The following is an 18,176-nucleotide window of genomic DNA, read 5'->3' as shown; positions in this document are numbered from 1 at the left end:
GAAAGATGCGTTTTCGTCATGCGATCCCTCACCGCCATCACCCGGCTGAGTATGATCAATCGGACCATACTGAACAAAGGTAAGATTACCTGTGTTTCCGTCATTATTAAGGGTTCCATCGATATGAACGGCAAAAATAACATTGCCGGATTCATCAATACCCCAGACCACTTGTGGCTGATCAGCATCTTGATGAAGAGTGATTACGGAACCACCAGACGTTAACAAGCTATCGATGTCACCAGACAGATCGAAAGTAATGGCTTCCAGATCATCTGGAGTAGATGGGTTTGTGTTCAGAGGTGCATCAGTATCTGTTGGACCATCAGAACCATCAGTTTCGTCATTAGAACCATCGGTCTTGAGATCATAGGTAAAGGTGTTCTGAGCTTGACCGACAGTATCGCCCAACTCAGCCCCATCATCACCTTTTAAAGCTTTATATCTTGTGTCTAAAACAGCTTGTACAGACGCAGGAACACCAGGAATATCATTTGAGTCAGGATCAACACCTGAAACCTCTTCGCCCGTTTTCGTGCGTGCGGTTTCATCGTGGATCAATGTAATTGGGGATGTGAACTCTGGAATGTCTTCATTAATAGAAATATCAACAGATACGGGGCCAGCTACAGACTGATTATTTTCGTCAACCGGCGTTCCATCAGCGTCTGTCAATTCTGAACCAGAACCTTCCGGTACAGTTTCAGTTGCAACAGCATGGACCGTAATTGTCGCAGGCCCCTCATCACCCTCGGCACCTTCACCGCCACGTGGCGTACCATCAGGTAAACGATCATTCGTCCAATCATTAGGATTAAAGGAAATATTCGTGGTCAGGCTTCCCGACCCATCATCAGATGTATCTGCTGTATTACCACCATTCGCGTCATCAACATTTTCTGAGACATCAATGAAATAGCGAACATAGCCATCATCTGCGCCTTCTTCGCCGATTGTATTTTCAAGCGTGCTCAAGGCATCTGGAGAAGGAGCCACTCCAGCTGCCAAGGCAATCTGGTGCTGAAGAGAGGCAGGAAGATCAGAGGTATCCGTAACGAGAGTAAGTACAGGCTTACCATCAGTACCAAACGTTACCTGATAAACGTTATCTCCGTCCATTTGCCAGATTTCTGCACCCGGGACAGGTCGAATATCCCATCCCTCTGGAACACCATCAATTACAAGCTCATGCGCTTCTGAATCATCTGCAAAATCGGCAAATTCAACAGTTACAGGAATCGTAACGACGTCTTCTTCATCACCAGAATTAACAACACCGCCGCTAGGGGAAACCGTCCGCACCACATCACTAAGTGTTGCCGTTTGTTGACCGTTCTCACCACCATCGTCACCGATGCGTAGGTCGTCAGGAAGATCAGCAACAGCGTCAATTACAGCAACAGTTGTGTAACCAAGCGTCGCGCTCTCACCAGAATCTGGATCGGAAATCGTTGCTGAACCTGTAATCGTGATATCAGCGTCAGAATGTTGCGGAGGCAGCACATAGATGTCTTCAAAGTCAGAAGGAGAAACCGTTACAGGGAATCCGCCTGTATACTCATCGCCTTCTTCACTTCCGCCGATAAACAGGCGCACGCCTTCTGGCAGCTCGTTAATAACAACAGTATCAAGCGTCTCATTATCAGATGGAACAAAGGTCAACACCATACGCATCGGCGCTGAAAAGGCTTCCCGCGAACCATCCCCTAAGAATGGGCTACTATCTTCACCGGCATCACCATCTGTTAAATGATGATTAGGTAACCAGTCTTCAAAACCACCACCGAAGGAACCCGTAATACCACCATCAGGACCTTCTTCAACTTCCGTAATAGTCGTCAGGAAGCTGATCAATAAAGTTCCCTGCGCCGGATCTGTAATTTCATCCAAGCTGCTAAGTAAACCAAACTGAAGTTCTGTTGGATCAATAACGCCCTGCGCATTTAGGAGATCAATCGCACTACCGAGATCATCACTATACGTGCTTCCGCCGCCGCCAGTTGGGCCGGCACCCGCACCGGCTGCTGTTTCAAGCGTTTCACCTTCGGCAAGAGCTTGTGCCTGACCGATAAGAAGTCCAGCAGAAAGCTCAATACCACCAATAACAAGAACAGGCGCATCAGCACCCTGAGATTCTTCGACCAGGTTCTGGAAAACAATTCGGCTGTCTGCTTCCCCATCACCATTAGTATCGAACGTTAGAACAAAATCATTGCCCTCAACGATTGGCGTTGCAGCAGTCGCATCAAAGGTCAGATTGGCAGTCTGCCCCTTAACAAGAGTAACATTAACGGTTTCACCTGCGGCTGGTGCCGAAACATCAACTGCCCCCGCAGCCTGTCCGACAAGGGTCTCACGCCCAGTTTCCCCAACGACATTCACATCATTTGTATCAACCATTGCTTCACCACCGTTTTGTTTTACATCATCAGTCATTTGGAATCCCCCTTAAGGTTCCTATGTCTTTGTGCCCCTGTATTGTACATTTTTGTACGGCACATATTCTTGGCAGGCGCACTGCGCCCATTAAACTTTGGATTTATATTACTATGAACTATTTTCAACTCAAGTGATTCATTTCAAAAACCTACATCAATATATATGAGTTTTAATTGTTAATTTTATTTTAACCTTTTTCCGAGGCCGACAACACTACGTAATAACCCGTACAGACAAACTTATAGGATACTTGAGCTAACAAAGAGCTAAAGAATCCTTTCCAAAATATTACCAACTTAATGCGTCTGGATTATTTCATAAAAAAAAGCCCTACCGAATCGGCAGGGCTTTTAAATGACCATAAGGCCAAATTTTAGTATTGTCAGATCAGATTATTGAACCAGATCAATTTCCACAACGCGGTTACCTGGCTCACGTACACCATCTTCGGTTGGAACAAGAGACTGTGTCTCACCAACAGCATCCGGAACGATACGCCCCACATCAACACCTGCACGCGCCATTGCTTCCATCACTACTGAAAGACGACGCTGAGAAAGTGCCTGGTTGTAATCAACAGCACCAGAACGGTCAGCGTGCGCAACCATACGTACGGTTGATGCATCGTTACCCTGCGCAGCCGAAAGAGCCTCTTCCAGAGACTGACGACCAGCATCTGTAGCTACTGTGCTATCAAAGTTGAAATAAACTAGGAATGAGCTAGCCAACGGAGCCTCGTCTGCTGCTGGTGCAGGAGAAATATAAGGCTGGAAGTCTGTAAGCTTGAAAGTTGCAAGAGCATCAAGGCCGTTCATCGCAGCATCGAAAGCTTCTTTACACTCGGCACCACGGGTTGAAGGTTGATACTGAACAGAACGTCCAGCTTCAGTTGCTTCAATCCAGCAGTCATAATTAACTTGAGCTTTAGCAGCAAGCTGAGGCGCAACAACACGACCGCCACGGTCAAATGCCTTACGCATGCGTAAAAGAGCGTCAGCAAATTCAGGTTTTTGGTCATCTCTCAACCAGCGATCATCTGGCGCATCTGGCACAACAGAAGAACGACGTGCAGCAGTACGTGCTTTGTGATTGAAGTGCTCGGCATCAACCAAGTCCCAATTGTCATCACGCTCTGCAGAAAGCGCAAGATACCCGTCGTACAAAGCATTACTGAACTGAACGCCTTCTACTTCAAGCCCTTGAGCAGTATCAGTATCAAATAAACCACCGAACATTGCGTCCAGCGGTCCAGCATTTGCCGGTGCAGCAGCGATCACAGCCGCAACAGCCCCGAACAGAAAACTTTTTGTTTTCATTGTCCACCCCTTAATGAGTGCTGCAACCCACAGCAGAAATAAATTCAGAGATATCTATACCGTTTCATACGATTAAGAGCAAGCCATTGTGAACATTTTTCTCTACTTCCACGTTTGAACACGCTCAAATCACGTAATTATAAGGAAAAAATACCTTTTTCTACTTACAACTATGCCCCCATAGAGGATTGAAATTATTAAGAATCGGTTAAAAAAAGAATCCCAAAATGGTCACACCCTTTTAACAGCCGACTTGATACCTTCATTTTCATCGCTGCGTTTTCGCACAGCTTCTCTCGTAGATTAGTTAAAGAGTTTTGTATTTTGCTTGCTGTTATATCCAAGTCTGCCGCCCTTGCCTCAAAATCTGTTGCCTTGGGAATGTCCTCTTTGTTGGTATCCGTTGTAATTCTATCAACACTAGCCCATCCATCAGGAGCTCAGGCATCCTCCCTCTATGCAAAAGAAAGTACAATGCCTTTGCACCGAAAACCGGATAACAACGGCACTGTTGATGCACAGACTTACCCCTGGAGCACCATAGGTCGCCTTAATATTGGGGGCAAAAGTCACTGTACGGGTGTCATGATTAGCAAAAGACACCTCTTTACACAGGCAAACTGTCTCTACAACAAAGCAGAAAAGAGATGGTGGAACAAAAATGAGCTCCATTATCGCGCAGCCTATCAACGCGACAACCACATGGCATCATCAAATATTGCACGTGTAGAAATTTCAGATAGCTATAACCCGAAATCGCCAGACAGCTTGGCCAGCATTGCTGGTGATTGGGCACTTGTTACTCTGAAAAGACCTTTAGGCCAACATACAGGCTGGTTAGGCTTGAAAAGCCTCAACAAAAAAATGCGTCACCAACTAAGAACCGGGACAGCAAAAATGTTTAATGCCGGCTATCACAGCGGTTGGGAGCATGCTGTTCGCCTTTCCAGCGGATGTACACAACGGTTTTCGAAACAAAGAATTCCAAAGGTAGGGGCTATTCCTTGCCGAGGCACGAATGTGGCACAAAGATCATTACCAACCTTCGTTTACCAAAATGGAGCGTACCACCTTGTTTCCTCAGCCGCATTTACTAAAAATGATTCCCCAAGAAAGAATGATAGCTGGGTATTTGCAAGCCTGAAAACCGCAGGCTCTAAATGGGGTGATAGCTATCGTCCTTAATTTTGTAGCAGAGGAAAAGAAAGGGTACAGCCTAAAACCTTCCTTCCCCATTCAATTAGCCTCCCCCTAAAGGGATCGTATTTCAGGAGGGCTATAAACAGTTACCTCAGGGACAGGACCGACAAACTTCTCGACTTCAACCAACGTTGAATGAGCTGTTGGCCCCTGCCCCAGTTCTGACGTTCCTTCATCCCTGGTTAAAACATTTGGGTTCCCGGCTTTATCCAGACTACCAATAACCCCAGGCTCAAGTGGATCGTACCACGCCCCTGTGGGTAGCTGAACAACACCGGGCTGTACCGTTGCACTAATAATCAATCCGGCAAGCGTAGCACCACGATCATTATAAACCCGAACCACATCATCAGACTTCAGATTTCTCGCTTGCGCATCATCTGGATGCATCGTTATCGCTTCCCGGCCCGACACCTTGCTTTGCTGACTGGTCTTACCATGGTCAAACTGGCTATGCAGGCGCGTTGCCGGTTGATTTGAGATGAGATGCAAAGAGTATTTCTGCGCAGATGGCGACCTTAACCACTCTTTGGGTTCCAGCCACATCGGATGCCCCTTGCAGCTTTCCAACTCAAAAGAGGAAACCGTCTCGGAATAAATCTCAATCAACCCAGATGGTGTTCTGAGCTTATGGCCATCAGGGTCTTTGCGGAAATCTTCCAGCAAGACAAGATCCTTACCCGCAGGCAATGAATATTCGCCAGCCTCCCAAAAACTGTCAAAATCCGGCATATCAATACCAAAACTGGCAGCTCGCTGGCGATTTTTAGCATGAAACAGCCTGAGCCAGCCCATCTCATCCCGGTCTTCGCTGAAGCGATCCAGAACACCGATAGACCGCGCGATACCGCAAAAAATATCGTAATCGTTTTTGGCCTGACCAACTGGTTCAACAACTTGTTTTACCGCAAAAATATCATCATCGCGCTTTGCACAAACAATATCATTGCGCTCGGCTGTCATTGTTGCGGGCAAAACGATGTCAGCGTGACGGGATAGTGCATTCCACGTCTGCTCGTGCACAATGATACTGTCCGGTTTTTGCCATGCCTTCAGCAGACGGTTCAAATCCTGATGGTGATGGAACGGGTTGCCCCCTGCCCAATACACAACCTTAGTGTCTGGGTAAGTATAGCTCTGTCCGTTATAGGTAAAGCGGCCACCAGGGTTTAACAGTAGATCACTGATCCGCGCCACGGGAATAAAGTCTCGCACTTTATTAACCCCTTGATCCAATGAAGCCCACGTAAAGCTATTGAATTGATGCCCCACACCATTCACACCAGCATAGCCAAGGCCAAAGCCGCCGCCGGGCAAGCCGATTTGCCCCAGCATTGCCGCCAGAACAATCGTCATCCAATGCGTTTGCTCACCGTGGTCAGCACGTTGCAGGGACCAACTGGCCGTAATCATCGTCCGCTTGCTTGCCATTTCCTTTGCAAGACGACGGATGACCGACGCGTCAACACCGGAAACCTTCTCGGCCCAGACAGCGTCCTTTGGCTGTCCGTCACTTTCCCCGAGCAAATATGGCTTAAACTGGTCAAACCCAACGCAGTATTTATTCAAGAAGCCTTGATCGTGCAGTCCGCCATCATAAAGCTGGTATGCCAACGCCAGCATAACAGCAACATCACTATTCGGCAGCAATTGGTGGTGAACAGCGCCTAAAGCATCATCGACATCATCCCGGATCGGGCCAAAATTAACAAACTTTGTTCCGGCCTTTTTACAAGCGAGCAGACCTTCCTTTGCCGTATGTCGCCCAACACCGCCTGCGTTTATCTGCCCATTTTTGAGGGCAATCCCCCCAAACATCACCATCAATTGGCAATGTTTTTCCAGTACAGGCCAGGATGTATGTTGAGACAACAACCAGTCCATAGAGCCAACAACATGAGGCAGAATCACTTCAGATGCTGCATAGCTGTAGGTATTCACAGATTTGGTGTAACCACCAATAGAATTCATGAAACGATGAATTTGACTAGGCGCATGGTGAAAGCGCCCAGCACTGGCCCACCCATATGACCCTGCAAAGATAGATTGATTGCCAAAATCAGTTCGAACACGATCCAGCTCTTTGGCGACCAGATCGAAAGCCGTATCCCATTCAACCTCAATAAAAGGTTCTGCGCCACGTTTATCCGTTGCCGCACCGGGCCCCTTTTCCAGGTAACTTTTACGAATGGCAGGGTGTTTCACCCGACAGGGATGTTGTATGCCATCAACAAATGATTGTCCGATTGCAGATGGATCCGGATCCATTTCATGAGGGGCAACATCCGTTATTTTACCCTGATCAACAGAAAGATAATATGCCCCCCAGTGGGACGCCGTTAATCTTTTTTCCATCTGACAACACTCTTGTTTTACCTAATACCGTATAAAGCACATCCAAAGTTTCTAGGGCTGGCATCTAAACAAATTATTTTGGTGCCTGTAACCGGGGGTCAGCGATAGCTTCTTCGACCAAAGATGCATCCGATCGCATCGCCATATGCCGATTGGCAATAATGTCATCAATCAAAAGGATAAAGGCATTCCACTGAAATTCCTGCAACGCATCCCCTTGAAGATTTTCTGCTCCTTTTTTCAAACCAGCAGAAAATTTCTTGACGGTTGACCGCAAGATCGCTTTTCGATGCGATCCTTTGATCGAAATTTGATCTTCAATTTCCTGCTTAATTACAGAAGCCTTAAGCGGTATTACAACTTCGCTGCCACGTAAGGTAACAGTTGTATCCCAAGAAAACTCATCGTCTTTGGTTTCAGTATCACTCATATATTTATCTTCTCAGCTATCAACTTGTCACTTAGGTTCTTTTTGGGTCGGTTATTTTTTGGGCTTATTTTCGCGACGATAAGCTTTCACATAATCTTCCAAAAGATCGGCAACAAGCTCTGGGTCACCAAGAGAATCCCAAATAGACAGATCAATTTCGTCGTCATCTGTATAGCGCAAACCAAAAACGATCAGGTCTTCAGCACCGAATTCAACCAATTCGTCTCTCAGTCCATCAAGAAGCTCATCGCTCTCTGTATTTTTTTCGCTCACGTCAATATCCTCATCTATTATCCTGATTGTAAAAAAGCAGCCATAAACAGGCGCCTTATTCTTGTTTCCCTTATGTCAGAGCCATAAGGTTCATAAAAGAAAATTCGACCACTCTGGGTCACTAAATAAATGCGGATAACGAAATTTTACTTCCAAGAATAGCTTTAGGACTTATGAGGGGAATATTCTTAATTATTAGCGGGAGATCTAGTAAGTACAATTCATTCGAAGTGTATATGGTTATCCATTTTCTTTAAACTTGATTGACCTTTGGCATATTATTATGTCGGTATGGTCACGGAATGCACTGATTAAACAAAAGGCGGTAATTTAAAGTGATTGATGAGGTTGCAGAAGAAATAATCCCGCATAAAAATAAATTTAATTTTCGACGCTCTGTTTCCATAGGAAACTCAGAATTTCTTTCGACCGTGTCATATGTGGTTTGGTATGAATAAAGCACCCGGGAAACTTTTAACAGGTTCTATTATTTCAGGAGTAATTGGGGGTAATTTCTCTGCTGGCATGGCTGGGCTAGATGGTGGGTATAGGCTACTCTTCGCAGCAATTGGAGGACTAATACCAATACTTGTTTTTTACTTTTTAGTAAAAGAAAAGAAGATTTTTTGGGATACAATGTTTCCCAATTATGGCTCGGGAGCAAATGTATTACCACTAATATTAATTTCATTAACTTTGATAACTTATTTATCTTCACAACTTTATGTGAGTTCGGAAATATACCGAGAATTTACGGGTAATGTAATAATTTACCTGAACTTAAAAAGTACATTTTGCCAAAATATAACTGACAACGATGCCGTTTCACATCTCGGTTGTGATTTTTTTAATTTCAACCAAATTACATCAATTTTAATAAGCATAGGGGGTATTGCTTATCTCCTAAGCCTTAAAGAAATATTTTATCAAAAATACCCTATGTTTAACAAAAAAAATGAATCTAAAAAAACAACAATATCTCGGCTCATTCTTTTACTAGTATCAATTTCATTAATTGCCTATTTTCAAAATTTTATTGATGAAAACTCTTACTACATAAATAAAAATTACAGCCAGGCTGTAATAATTAATGCATTTTCTTCTTTAGGGTACTACCCATTTATGTTGTTAATTCTCACCTTATCACACAGATTAAAATTATTACTTTTTGGTGAGACACAGCCATAACGACAAAACAAAGAATTACATTGCAAAAGAAGCGATTGTGACTGCTGGTACTCTTGAAAACGTGATCCGTGGAAGTGAAGAGACTAATCCCAAAATGGGTGCAAAAATACTGAATAAGTTACGCCGTGAACCCAATTCAATATCTTGTTAGTTATGATTTTTTTTGTGTTTCAGACCTACCAGAGAAAAGTGAAACGCAGATCAGATTAAATAGGAATCTAAAAAAAAGAGGTCATAAGCCTAGTTATTTACAGAGTATTTACGGGCTATTTACTGGGAAAATCCCGGTTACGAACATCATTGGCATAGTTCTGAACAGCCTTTGTGATGTCTTCGTGGACCTGCGCATAACGCTTAACAAAAGAAGGAACATACCCCGTACCTTGACCAATCATGTCTTCGGTCACCAGAATCTGGCCATCACAATCAGATCCTGCGCCAATTCCGATTGTCGGGATTGTAATCTCTTCGCTAATCCGGCGTGAAATTTCGGGTTCGGTACATTCGATAACCGTCGCAAACGCCCCCGCCTTAGTAACCGCATGGGCATCAGCGAGAATTTTTTCTTCATCCCGCTGTGTCAGAAAACCACCAACTTGATTGGCATGTTGTGGCAACAGCCCCACATGAGCCAAAACGGGTACTCCGCGTTCAACAAGAAACGCGATGGTTTCGGCCATTTCCTGACCACCTTCAAGTTTAATTCCAGCACAGCCAGTCTCTGACATTATACGTGCCGCATTTTCAAAAGCCTGTGACGGTGATGCTTGGTAGCTACCAAAGGGCATATCCACAATCACGCATGCTTTCTTGCTGCCACGGACAACCGCGGCACCATGCGCAATCATCATATCCAACGTGACACTCAGGGTATTCGGCATTCCATAGATAACCATGCCCATGCTATCGCCAACCAACAGAAAATCGACATGCTCGTCCAGCAAATTAGCCAATGAAGCCGTATAAGCCGTCAGACTCACAATAGGGCGTTGCCCCTTAAGGCGCATAATCTGTGGGATTGTTGTGCGTTTAGCCATTATCTTGGTCTCTGTAATACTTTGGGTAATGCTTAAGATAAAACACAGCCATACTCAGACTTCGTTTTACGAATCAAAGGCACTATAGCCAGATCAATTGTGCACCGCAACAAAGCCAGTCAAATTATTCTAACATGCCTTTATTGTGACAGTACAATTAACTCAACAGCCCGCGTTCTTGAGCGGCCTCTCTTAATTCATCGCGAAAATCCGGATGGGCAATCGCGATCAGAGACTCTGCTCTTTGAGAGAGTGACAACCCCTTCAAATCAACCATGCCATATTCTGTCACTACATGGTGCGTATCCATACGGGGGTCTGTAGCCGGGCCATCCAGTTGAGATACAATTCGAGAGACAGTATCCGCCTTTGCCGTTGAGTGCAGGGCCACAAATGATTTCCCACCACGAGACGCATAGGCACCGCGAACGAAATCAAGCTGTCCACCCGGACCACTAAATTCTCGTCCCCTTAGATACTCGGCATTAATTTGCCCCGTTAAATCAACTTGTAACGCTGAATTAACCGAAATCATATTCTCGTTTTGGGCAATAATAGTCGGGTCATTAATATAAGATGCAGGGTATCCTGCAAGCGATGGATTATCGTCCATAAAGTCATAAAGTTCTTTATTACCCAAAGCTAAAGTGAAGAGGTGCTTTAATCGATGTAACGTTTTACGTCGTCCATTGATAACGCCGCTTTTTATCAGGTCCATAATACCTGGTGACAACAACTCGCTATGCAAGCCCAAATCATTGTGCCCAGCCAGATAACTGGCTACAGCATTCGGCACGCCCCCAACCCCCATTTGGATTGTCGCACCATCAGGAATTAACTCGACTATTTGTTTGGCAATAACCTCATCTACCTGTTGCGGTGCTGACGGTAAAACCTCCTGAAGCGGCGCGTTATTTTCGACGATAGCATCAACTTCTGATATATGAATGAGGGCTTCGCCAAAAACCCTTGGCATTTCCTCATTAACCTCGACAATCAGTTTTCCACAATTGCGAGCAACCGTGGTGCCATAATCACTGTTGGTTCCCAGACTAAAATACCCGTGTCGATCCATGGGGGAAACGGTTGCAATAAAACAATCAGCACCCAATGTTTCACTCATGAGGCGCCCAACTTGATGAAAAGTACTGGGAATGTATTCCAACCAGCGTTTACCTTGTTCCAGCCCGAGCTTTTCAATCAGACGATCATGACTGCTCATAAAAAGTGAATGTGGCTTGATAACAGACATAACTTTGGGATTTAGAATTGTTGTTCCGGCATGAGAACTGGCGTGCATATAATAGGTTTTCAGACAGGTAAGATCTCCGCCCAATGCACGATCCGCAACCGCCTGCATCAAAGCCGGAGGCATTGAGACCCCCATGGAAATCATAAGATTACTATTATCTTTGATTTGTTGTGCTGCTTTTGAGGCAGACATTAATTTTTCTAAGTAAAGTTCCTGTGACGAGGTCATCATTCCCCCAAAAAACGTGTCATCAAAATATTTTAAGTCAGAGAGTATTCGATAAAAGTCACAAATCGCAGACAATCAAATGAAATTAAAAATATACCGTTAGGGCAAGAATCATATTCACATCAGAACCATTTTCTGCAAGCGGTAACATTATCCGTTCAATCGTTTTATAGTTCGGAATGTGATACGAAGCGGGACCTTTGCGATAGTCGGGCATTTTTGTTTCGACAATATTCACATAGTCTTCGTCAAAGCCGGAACGGGTAAAATCCGGAAAGGCTTCGTCAATCCACATCCCCGTGCAATCCCGATTCATAGCCGCATAATGTGCTGTTCCAAACAGACGAAACCGGAACCTTATGGGATTTTGTTTTACATCAACCAGCCAGATGTTTGGCAAGAGCAAGGGAATATCCATCGGGTCAAGATGTTGCCGTCCAGGAAGCGTATTCTGATCAGGATGAATAGATAACCAATATTCGTACAGAGCCCGGTTTTTCTTGCCCCATAACTGACGCTCTTGTTCCGAGTATAATTTCAAGCCAATAACCTGCGAAGCTAAAATGTCGAGAGAATCTTCCCCAATGGAAAAACATCATACACAATAGCTTCCAGACTTAAAATCCGTTAGATTTTCTCTCTCATTTCAACCAAATGATTTCCTTCCACTCCATGATAAAAACCGTTAGAAAACGGAGCAAACTTGACAAGATCTGATAATATTTCCTGTGCTGCCCTTTCCTCTAAACTTCCATCTAGCCGCTCTCTGAAAGTTTGAATCACTTTCACCATATCCAAATCTTGAGGCCACAATCTGAAATGTGTTGCTCCCAATTGTGCAAGATCATCAAGTTCATGCAATAAATTGGTGACCGTATACGACATTGTCTGTGTTCCGTTCACGGCAAGGAATGGTTCCCCGTCCAACGTCTCCACATTCATACCGTCGGGATCTTGTTCACACACATACAAACATCCATCCTTACTCAACCCGTGCGACCTTGCATGATAACAACGTGCAGACAACGCCAAGGGCACCCGACCAAACGCCTGAATTTCAATTTCTCGATCCTTATTGGACGCTAAAAGCCGTTCGATAGCCTTTCCTGATAGCTCACACGGCAAAACAATTCGCCGGGCACCGTTTTGATAAAAATAGCCCAACGTATCTTCGTTATAAACATTCACAAAAGGGCCAACGATATGTTCCTTCCCCTCAAGTAATCCAATGGCTGAAAGATCATTCGCCTCTAACATCCAGGGACTATCCTGAACAACTTCATGCAGTTCCTTTCTTTCGCGCTTTGACATCACAAGCGAAAGAGTTGAGATCACAACTTCTTTGCCGGCCTGTTCGAGACGATCACAAATTTCAGGGATAAAAGGTGTTAAAAACGGTGTTCTCTTGGAACAGGTGACCTCTCCGATATAAACAACATCAACAGGGGCTTCATCTGCGATCTTGAAGTAGAAATCCCGCCTTTGTTCTGCAGGCCAATTATAAAGAACAGGGCCAAGCGTTAGTTTCGCCTGAGAACTTATTACCTTTGAACTCATTAAATCTTATCTCCAATTCTTTTCGTAAGCACCCGCGGTAGACCGAGTTCCTTCGGTAATATTTCCCATATCCATAAATGGAACCGGTTCCCCCTTCATTGCCGCATCAATGGCATGCCGATAGCCAGAGACCACCTGATGAACGTAAGCCTTTCCCCGTTGGCGTCCTTCTATTTTCAGTGCTTTCACGCCTGCCTGAATGAGTTCAGGCAACATCATCATGACATTCAACGAGGTCGGTTCTTCAAAAAGATACGACGGATCGCCCGTATGTCCGATAAACCTTCCCTTGCATAAAGTGGGATAACCAGCCGCCTCTTCGTTTGGAAAAGAATTGATCGTGAATTCCCCTAGCCTGGAAACAAGTTTTCCGCGACGTTGTTCATATTCAACATGGCTGGCCGGCGAACACACACCATTCATGTTGGGGGATTTTCCAGTAGCATAGGAAGAAAGAGAACACCGTCCTTCTGCCATGACACACATCCCGCCAAAGGCAAAAACCTCGGTCTCAACATCAATCTCTGTTATCAGCTCTGCAATCTCACGAACCGTTAAAACGCGAGGGAGAACAACACGCTGAACATCAAAAGCAGAGCGATAAAAGTTAATTGCTTCAGGATTAGATGCCGAGGCCTGCACAGATAAATGACGTCGCAAGCTAGGGTGATGCCTTTTGGCATAGTCCAACAAGCCAACATCCGCGAGAATAACAGCATCAACGCCTATTCTGGCAGCGGCATCAACAGCTCTATACCATGGGTCCAAATTTCCGGCCTGAGGATAGGTATTGATCGCAACATATACCTGCCTTCCCATGTCGTGAGCTTTTTTCACCCCTTCCTCAAGCTCTTCAGGGCTAAAATTCAAGCCCGGAAAATTACGCGCATTAGTCTCATCCCTAAAGCCGACATAAACGACATCGGCCCCGGCATCCAAAGCTGCACGTAAAGAAGCTGGCGTTCCAGCAGGACAAACAAGCTCCATTACCTTACCCCTCCGGCAGGCTGTTGTAATTTTTTCAAAGATGTTTTGATCTTGACGAGTTCCTTATCGATTTTCCTCATCCGATCCTCGGACCTGTCCAACTCTTTATCTATTTCACTTACATGTCGCATAATTGGAAACAGGATAGACCGTTGCGCAGTCCGAAAGTCTTTCTCAAGGCTTTCACCAAGGGAATTCACCTTTGAAAAAAACGTCGTAAAACCGGGCTTTATAAAAGGAACCGGACCACCTAATACATCGACAAGCCTGACATCGGCGCTATCGACTGCATTACGAAGGGTAAGGACGGCTTCGGTATCTCCCTCGATATTCAAGGTTCTTGAAAAAAAGAGAGCATCCCCGTCGACACGACCTTCCATCAGCTTCAACAAATCAACCATCGGGCCAGAAATTGTGGCCTGAGCCTCTGGACGCTCTGCATCGTTGCCCAGAACATCAATATGGGTTTCTCTTTCTTTAACAGACAGATAAAAACGGTAATGCAGGTCTGTTGGATTGATAAGAAAGTTGACGTTTTCCAAAATAGCCAGACGAGAGAAAATTTCCGGATATAATTTTTTCATTCTTACCAGAACATACTTGGCAACAGGATTGAGAGAGAATGCAGGAACGGGCCGCATCATAAACCCGGCAAACAGCATTGGTGTAAAAGGCGGCACACTGGAGGGTGCATTTTTGTCATGCATCTGGAAAATCTCTGAAATAAATCTCGTAATTATTCCATGGATAATGCTGAGCCCAAGCCAACAGTGCCTTGATCTTCATCAAATACACCACATGTTTAATTTACTATTCAGATATCAGAACGGTTCCCCTATCCCGTTGACCTCATCGTCAGAAAAATTACGCACTCGAAAGAGTTACAACACGACGCCCTCAGGAGCACTTTATGAGTATCGCCACAACGTCATCACCTAATGCCCAATCCGTTATTGCGAAGATCGGTATTATCACCGTTTCTGATCGCGCCAGTCGTGGTGAATACGAAGATCTTGGCGGGCCAGCAATACACAAGGAACTATCGCAAATTCTCTCATCCCCCTGGAAACCTGTCACGCGGATCATAGAGGATAATCAGGACCTTATCGAACAGACCTTAATTGAACTGGCCGATACAGAAAAATGTGCCTTGATCGTGACAACTGGCGGTACAGGCCCTGCCCCCAGAGATGTCACCCCCGAAGCAACAGAAGCTGTGAGTGAAAAACTCATGCCCGGTTTTGGCGAATTGATGCGACAGGTAAGCCTGAAATTTGTGCCAACTGCTATTCTCTCGCGCCAAACCGCAGGTATTCGGGGAAAGACCCTGATGGTTAACCTTCCCGGAAAACCATCCGCAATTAAAGACTGTCTGGACGCTGTTTTCCCCGCCATTCCCTATTGCATCGATCTTATCGATGGGCCGTTTTTAGAAACGAACAACAGCTACTGCAAAGCCTTCCGCCCCAAAAACAAATAGTCATCCGCGGCGAACACAGCACAGTAAGTCAGTGCTGTAATTATAGTGCTGAGTTAAAATAAGATAAAAGAACGCAGTTTATTCGCCGATCAAATGGGCAACAACCTGACGTTCATGTGCCATCGCACGGTGCTCAAAAAGATAAATTCCTTGCCAGGTACCCAGCGCCAATGCCCCATGAACGATAGGAATGCTAAGCTGTACGTCAGTCAGGGCAGAGCGAATGTGAGCAGGCATATCATCTGGCCCCTCGCAAGTATGGCGATAGAGGGATGAATTTTCCTCAACGAATCGACGAAAAAAATTATTTAAATCAAACTGTACATCGGGATCAGCATTCTCTTGAATCGTCAAAGAAGCCGAAGTATGCCGAATAAAAAGGGTTAAGAGCCCACAAACAAAATGCTGTTGCTCTGTCCAAAGAGAAACTTCGTGGGTAAAATCATAAAGGCCTTGCCCTTTTGTACGAATATCAAATATCGTCTGCACCTGTTTCATTCAATACCTCGGCAGTTTCAGCCCCTACAAGCCTTCAAAAATGTGAAAATTGTCTTTTGACAGATAATAACCATATTTTTGCTGGATATTAACCCATGTTAGAATGAAACATGTTAAATACGTTGGCCTTGCCGCGATCGCGTCTTAACAAAAGAGTATTGAACAGTACTGTAACCATGGCAAAAACGTTTGATATAGTTAAAGTTTTGGAAGTGAGCGAACAGAATTTAAAATCTGTCGCTCAAACCAATCTCTATCGCTATTGGTTAGAATTGAAAGCTGATAAAGCGCTGCCTGTCTGGTCTGATTTCAATCCTGGTATTGTACGTGAAGCCCTCCCCGATATTATGCTCTTCGATGCGCTGAAAGAAACCAGTTTCTTTGTGTCTATTACAGGTGATCACTGCCGGGAAAACTTTGGCATAAAAGCCAGTCGATCTCCCTTGGAAGAAGCATTACCAGAAAATGCCGTTGCAGATGCCAAATCTCGTTTGACCCATGTTTATAACACCAGAAAACCACACCTGGTTACCAAACAGATGAGATGGGAATCAGCAACAAAAAGAGAGCTACAACAACAGTCCTACACTGTACTGTTTCTCCCTTTTGAAGTTGAGCACGACACAATCAAGTTAAAGATACTGAATTCGCTCTACTTCTGTTAAATCACTCTGTTAATTATTTCTGTCCCTAGCATTCCTGTGCCTTTGTCATTAATGCGTGATCTCAATACGTTTCTTCTTGTGTCGACTGAAGAACAGTAGCTACTTTGCCAATTCTTTTTGTCACTTAAGGAACCTGAATATGAAAACACGCGTCAAATGGATCGAGAACGTCGCCTTTATGGCTGAAAGTGGCTCTGGGCACGCCGTTGTCATGGATGGTGCCGTCGAAGGTGGTGGACGAAATTTGGGACCTCGCCCCATGGAAATGCTTCTGATGGGAATGGGGGGCTGTTCGGCTTACGATGTTGTTTACATATTAAAACGCGGGCGCGAAAACGTAGAAGATGTCGATGTTGATGTTGAAGCTGAACGCGCAGACACGGACCCTAAAGTTTTCACAAAAATCCATATGCACTTTCGGGTCAAAGGTGAAGGCCTTAATGAGCAAAAGGTAGAACGCGCCGTTGAACTTTCAGCCGATAAATACTGCTCTGCGTCTATCATGCTTGGTAAAGCAGCTGAAATCACTCATAGCTTTGAGCTTATTGAATAATCTAGCCCCGAAAATTTATAAAAATCAATAGATTTAGGAAACCAGCAATGAGAGCAGTTCTACAACGGGTAAGTGAAGCCTCTGTCATCGTCGATGGCGATATCACTGGTGCCATTGAACAGGGACTGCTCGTCCTCTTTTGCGCAGAGCATGGCGACATCGATGATGAGGCAGCTTATTTCGCCAGAAAAATCAGTAAAATGCGGATTTTTACGGATGATGAGGGAAAGATGAACCGCTCTGTTCTAGATATAGATGGCTCAGTCTTGGCTGTAAGCCAGTTTACCCTTGCCGCGAACTGGAAAAAAGGAAATCGACCAGGCTTCTCTGCAGCCGCCACACCTGCGGAAGGCGAGCGACTTTATAAATTCTTCTGTCATGCCCTAAAAAATGAAGGCCTTACCGTAGAAAAGGGAATTTTTGGCGCGCATATGGATGTCAGGCTACTTAACGACGGTCCTGTGACAATTGTTATGGACTCAAAAGACAGCGCCTGAACCAAAGTACTTTTACTCCAAAGCTAAGGAAAGGTCTTTCGCAAACAGCTTTCCGGGTGCAGTACCTTGCCCTGTAATACCAGCTAGCCTCAACATATGCCAAACAAGAGCAAGATTACTTGAAAGAACAGGTTTCCCGAGTATTTGTTCTGCTTCTTCTAATATCCCGAATGTACGTAGATTGGTGCAGGAAACGAAAACGCCCTCACATTCAGACTTTT

At 44.9% G+C, this 18,176-nt stretch carries 18 protein-coding genes and 1 pseudogene; 6 read left to right on the top strand and 13 right to left on the bottom strand.

Annotated features, from left to right (window positions below; translation table 11 throughout):
• A partial coding sequence (locus Q0241_RS04155) for a hypothetical protein (protein WP_299373576.1) occupies positions 1-2,436 on the bottom strand: 2,436 nt, incomplete at its 3' end.
• Between the two features lie 395 nt (positions 2,437-2,831).
• On the bottom strand, positions 2,832-3,755 hold the full coding sequence (locus Q0241_RS04150; RefSeq protein WP_299373574.1) for an OmpA family protein: 924 nt from the start codon (positions 3,753-3,755) through the stop codon (positions 2,832-2,834).
• A gap of 324 nt (positions 3,756-4,079) precedes the next feature.
• Here Q0241_RS04150 and Q0241_RS04145 point away from each other — a divergent pair, with 324 nt between their 5' ends.
• Positions 4,080-4,940 carry a trypsin-like serine protease gene (locus tag Q0241_RS04145; protein WP_299373572.1) on the top strand — a complete coding sequence of 287 codons (861 nt, stop codon included), beginning with the start codon at positions 4,080-4,082 and terminating at the stop codon, positions 4,938-4,940.
• Between the two features lie 66 nt (positions 4,941-5,006).
• Here the strand turns inward: Q0241_RS04145 and Q0241_RS04140 are convergent, their stop codons facing one another.
• The 3 genes from Q0241_RS04140 to Q0241_RS04130 all read right to left on the bottom strand — a co-directional run bounded on the left by Q0241_RS04140 (position 5,007) and on the right by Q0241_RS04130 (position 8,013).
• The gene (locus tag Q0241_RS04140) at positions 5,007-7,310 is read right to left on the bottom strand and encodes a molybdopterin guanine dinucleotide-containing S/N-oxide reductase (RefSeq protein ID WP_299373570.1); all 2,304 of its coding nucleotides are present in this window, start codon (positions 7,308-7,310) and stop codon (positions 5,007-5,009) included.
• 73 nt (positions 7,311-7,383) lie between these two features.
• Positions 7,384-7,740, bottom strand: coding sequence for a hypothetical protein (locus Q0241_RS04135; protein ID WP_299373568.1), 357 nt, complete (start codon positions 7,738-7,740; stop codon positions 7,384-7,386).
• Positions 7,741-7,791: 51 nt separating this feature from the next.
• Positions 7,792-8,013, bottom strand: a complete 222-nt coding sequence (locus Q0241_RS04130; RefSeq protein WP_299373566.1) for a hypothetical protein — start codon at positions 8,011-8,013, stop codon at positions 7,792-7,794.
• Between the two features lie 450 nt (positions 8,014-8,463).
• On the opposite strand from Q0241_RS04130, the gene Q0241_RS04125 reads away from it, so the two are divergent.
• Positions 8,464-9,201 (top strand): hypothetical protein, encoded by a 738-nt coding sequence (locus Q0241_RS04125; protein ID WP_299373563.1) that lies wholly within the window; start codon positions 8,464-8,466, stop codon positions 9,199-9,201.
• 266 nt (positions 9,202-9,467) lie between these two features.
• Here Q0241_RS04125 and panB read toward each other — a convergent pair whose 3' ends face one another.
• From panB to Q0241_RS04095, 6 genes are all read right to left on the bottom strand, one after another.
• The gene (panB, locus tag Q0241_RS04120; protein ID WP_299373560.1) at positions 9,468-10,238 is read right to left on the bottom strand and encodes a 3-methyl-2-oxobutanoate hydroxymethyltransferase; all 771 of its coding nucleotides are present in this window, start codon (positions 10,236-10,238) and stop codon (positions 9,468-9,470) included.
• A 157-nt stretch (positions 10,239-10,395) separates the two neighbouring features.
• Positions 10,396-11,718 carry an acetyl-CoA hydrolase/transferase C-terminal domain-containing protein gene (locus tag Q0241_RS04115; protein ID WP_299373557.1) on the bottom strand — a complete coding sequence of 441 codons (1,323 nt, stop codon included), beginning with the start codon at positions 11,716-11,718 and terminating at the stop codon, positions 10,396-10,398.
• Positions 11,719-11,803: 85 nt separating this feature from the next.
• Positions 11,804-12,259 (bottom strand): PAS domain-containing protein, encoded by a 456-nt coding sequence (locus Q0241_RS04110; RefSeq protein WP_299373554.1) that lies wholly within the window; start codon positions 12,257-12,259, stop codon positions 11,804-11,806.
• A gap of 86 nt (positions 12,260-12,345) precedes the next feature.
• Positions 12,346-13,275, bottom strand: coding sequence for a U32 family peptidase (locus Q0241_RS04105; protein ID WP_299373551.1), 930 nt, complete (start codon positions 13,273-13,275; stop codon positions 12,346-12,348).
• 6 nt (positions 13,276-13,281) lie between these two features.
• The gene (locus Q0241_RS04100; RefSeq protein WP_299373548.1) at positions 13,282-14,262 is read right to left on the bottom strand and encodes a peptidase U32 family protein; all 981 of its coding nucleotides are present in this window, start codon (positions 14,260-14,262) and stop codon (positions 13,282-13,284) included.
• Entirely contained in the window at positions 14,262-14,969 is a 708-nt protein-coding gene (locus tag Q0241_RS04095; protein ID WP_299373545.1) for an SCP2 sterol-binding domain-containing protein, read from the bottom strand. The genes Q0241_RS04100 and Q0241_RS04095 overlap by 1 nt, the downstream gene beginning before the upstream one ends.
• Before the next feature lie 203 nt (positions 14,970-15,172).
• On the opposite strand from Q0241_RS04095, the gene mog reads away from it, so the two are divergent.
• On the top strand, positions 15,173-15,742 hold the full coding sequence (gene mog / locus Q0241_RS04090) for a molybdopterin adenylyltransferase (RefSeq protein ID WP_299373542.1): 570 nt from the start codon (positions 15,173-15,175) through the stop codon (positions 15,740-15,742).
• A gap of 78 nt (positions 15,743-15,820) precedes the next feature.
• Here mog and Q0241_RS04085 read toward each other — a convergent pair whose 3' ends face one another.
• Positions 15,821-16,240 carry a secondary thiamine-phosphate synthase enzyme YjbQ gene (locus tag Q0241_RS04085; protein ID WP_299373539.1) on the bottom strand — a complete coding sequence of 140 codons (420 nt, stop codon included), beginning with the start codon at positions 16,238-16,240 and terminating at the stop codon, positions 15,821-15,823.
• Between the two features lie 110 nt (positions 16,241-16,350).
• Here Q0241_RS04085 and Q0241_RS04080 point away from each other — a divergent pair, with 110 nt between their 5' ends.
• The 3 genes from Q0241_RS04080 (at position 16,351) to dtd (ending at position 17,955) form a co-directional block, all read left to right on the top strand.
• On the top strand, positions 16,351-16,905 hold the full coding sequence (locus Q0241_RS04080; protein WP_299373536.1) for a PAS domain-containing protein: 555 nt from the start codon (positions 16,351-16,353) through the stop codon (positions 16,903-16,905).
• A gap of 139 nt (positions 16,906-17,044) precedes the next feature.
• A complete protein-coding gene (locus Q0241_RS04075; protein ID WP_299373533.1) occupies positions 17,045-17,458 on the top strand; it encodes an OsmC family protein in 414 nt (137 codons plus the stop codon).
• A 47-nt stretch (positions 17,459-17,505) separates the two neighbouring features.
• Positions 17,506-17,955: a D-aminoacyl-tRNA deacylase gene (dtd, locus tag Q0241_RS04070; protein ID WP_299373530.1), complete on the top strand. Its 450-nt coding sequence runs from the start codon at positions 17,506-17,508 to the stop codon at positions 17,953-17,955.
• Between the two features lie 12 nt (positions 17,956-17,967).
• Here the strand turns inward: dtd and Q0241_RS04065 are convergent.
• Positions 17,968-18,176 (bottom strand): annotated as a pseudogene (locus Q0241_RS04065) (hypothetical protein); the annotation flags it as partial.

Origin of the sequence: uncultured Kiloniella sp. (assembly GCF_937128705.1) — a bacterium.
Taxonomy (GTDB): domain Bacteria; phylum Pseudomonadota; class Alphaproteobacteria; order Kiloniellales; family Kiloniellaceae; genus Kiloniella.
The sequence above is the reverse complement of the archived record's forward strand: the minus strand, read 5'-3'. Positions and strand labels throughout refer to the sequence as shown.

Coding starts and splice junctions, on each gene's coding strand:
- Q0241_RS04150 (WP_299373574.1), bottom strand. CDS start 3,755: ATGAAAACAAAAAGTTTTCTGTTCGGGGCTGTTGCGGCTGTGATCGCT.
- Q0241_RS04140 (WP_299373570.1), bottom strand. CDS start 7,310: ATGGAAAAAAGATTAACGGCGTCCCACTGGGGGGCATATTATCTTTCT.
- Q0241_RS04135 (WP_299373568.1), bottom strand. CDS start 7,740: ATGAGTGATACTGAAACCAAAGACGATGAGTTTTCTTGGGATACAACT.
- Q0241_RS04125 (WP_299373563.1), top strand. CDS start 8,464: ATGAATAAAGCACCCGGGAAACTTTTAACAGGTTCTATTATTTCAGGA.
- panB (WP_299373560.1), bottom strand. CDS start 10,238: ATGGCTAAACGCACAACAATCCCACAGATTATGCGCCTTAAGGGGCAA.
- Q0241_RS04115 (WP_299373557.1), bottom strand. CDS start 11,718: ATGACCTCGTCACAGGAACTTTACTTAGAAAAATTAATGTCTGCCTCA.
- Q0241_RS04105 (WP_299373551.1), bottom strand. CDS start 13,275: ATGAGTTCAAAGGTAATAAGTTCTCAGGCGAAACTAACGCTTGGCCCT.
- Q0241_RS04100 (WP_299373548.1), bottom strand. CDS start 14,262: ATGGAGCTTGTTTGTCCTGCTGGAACGCCAGCTTCTTTACGTGCAGCT.
- Q0241_RS04095 (WP_299373545.1), bottom strand. CDS start 14,969: ATGCATGACAAAAATGCACCCTCCAGTGTGCCGCCTTTTACACCAATG.
- mog (WP_299373542.1), top strand. CDS start 15,173: ATGAGTATCGCCACAACGTCATCACCTAATGCCCAATCCGTTATTGCG.
- Q0241_RS04085 (WP_299373539.1), bottom strand. CDS start 16,240: ATGAAACAGGTGCAGACGATATTTGATATTCGTACAAAAGGGCAAGGC.
- Q0241_RS04080 (WP_299373536.1), top strand. CDS start 16,351: ATGTTAAATACGTTGGCCTTGCCGCGATCGCGTCTTAACAAAAGAGTA.
- Q0241_RS04075 (WP_299373533.1), top strand. CDS start 17,045: ATGAAAACACGCGTCAAATGGATCGAGAACGTCGCCTTTATGGCTGAA.
- dtd (WP_299373530.1), top strand. CDS start 17,506: ATGAGAGCAGTTCTACAACGGGTAAGTGAAGCCTCTGTCATCGTCGAT.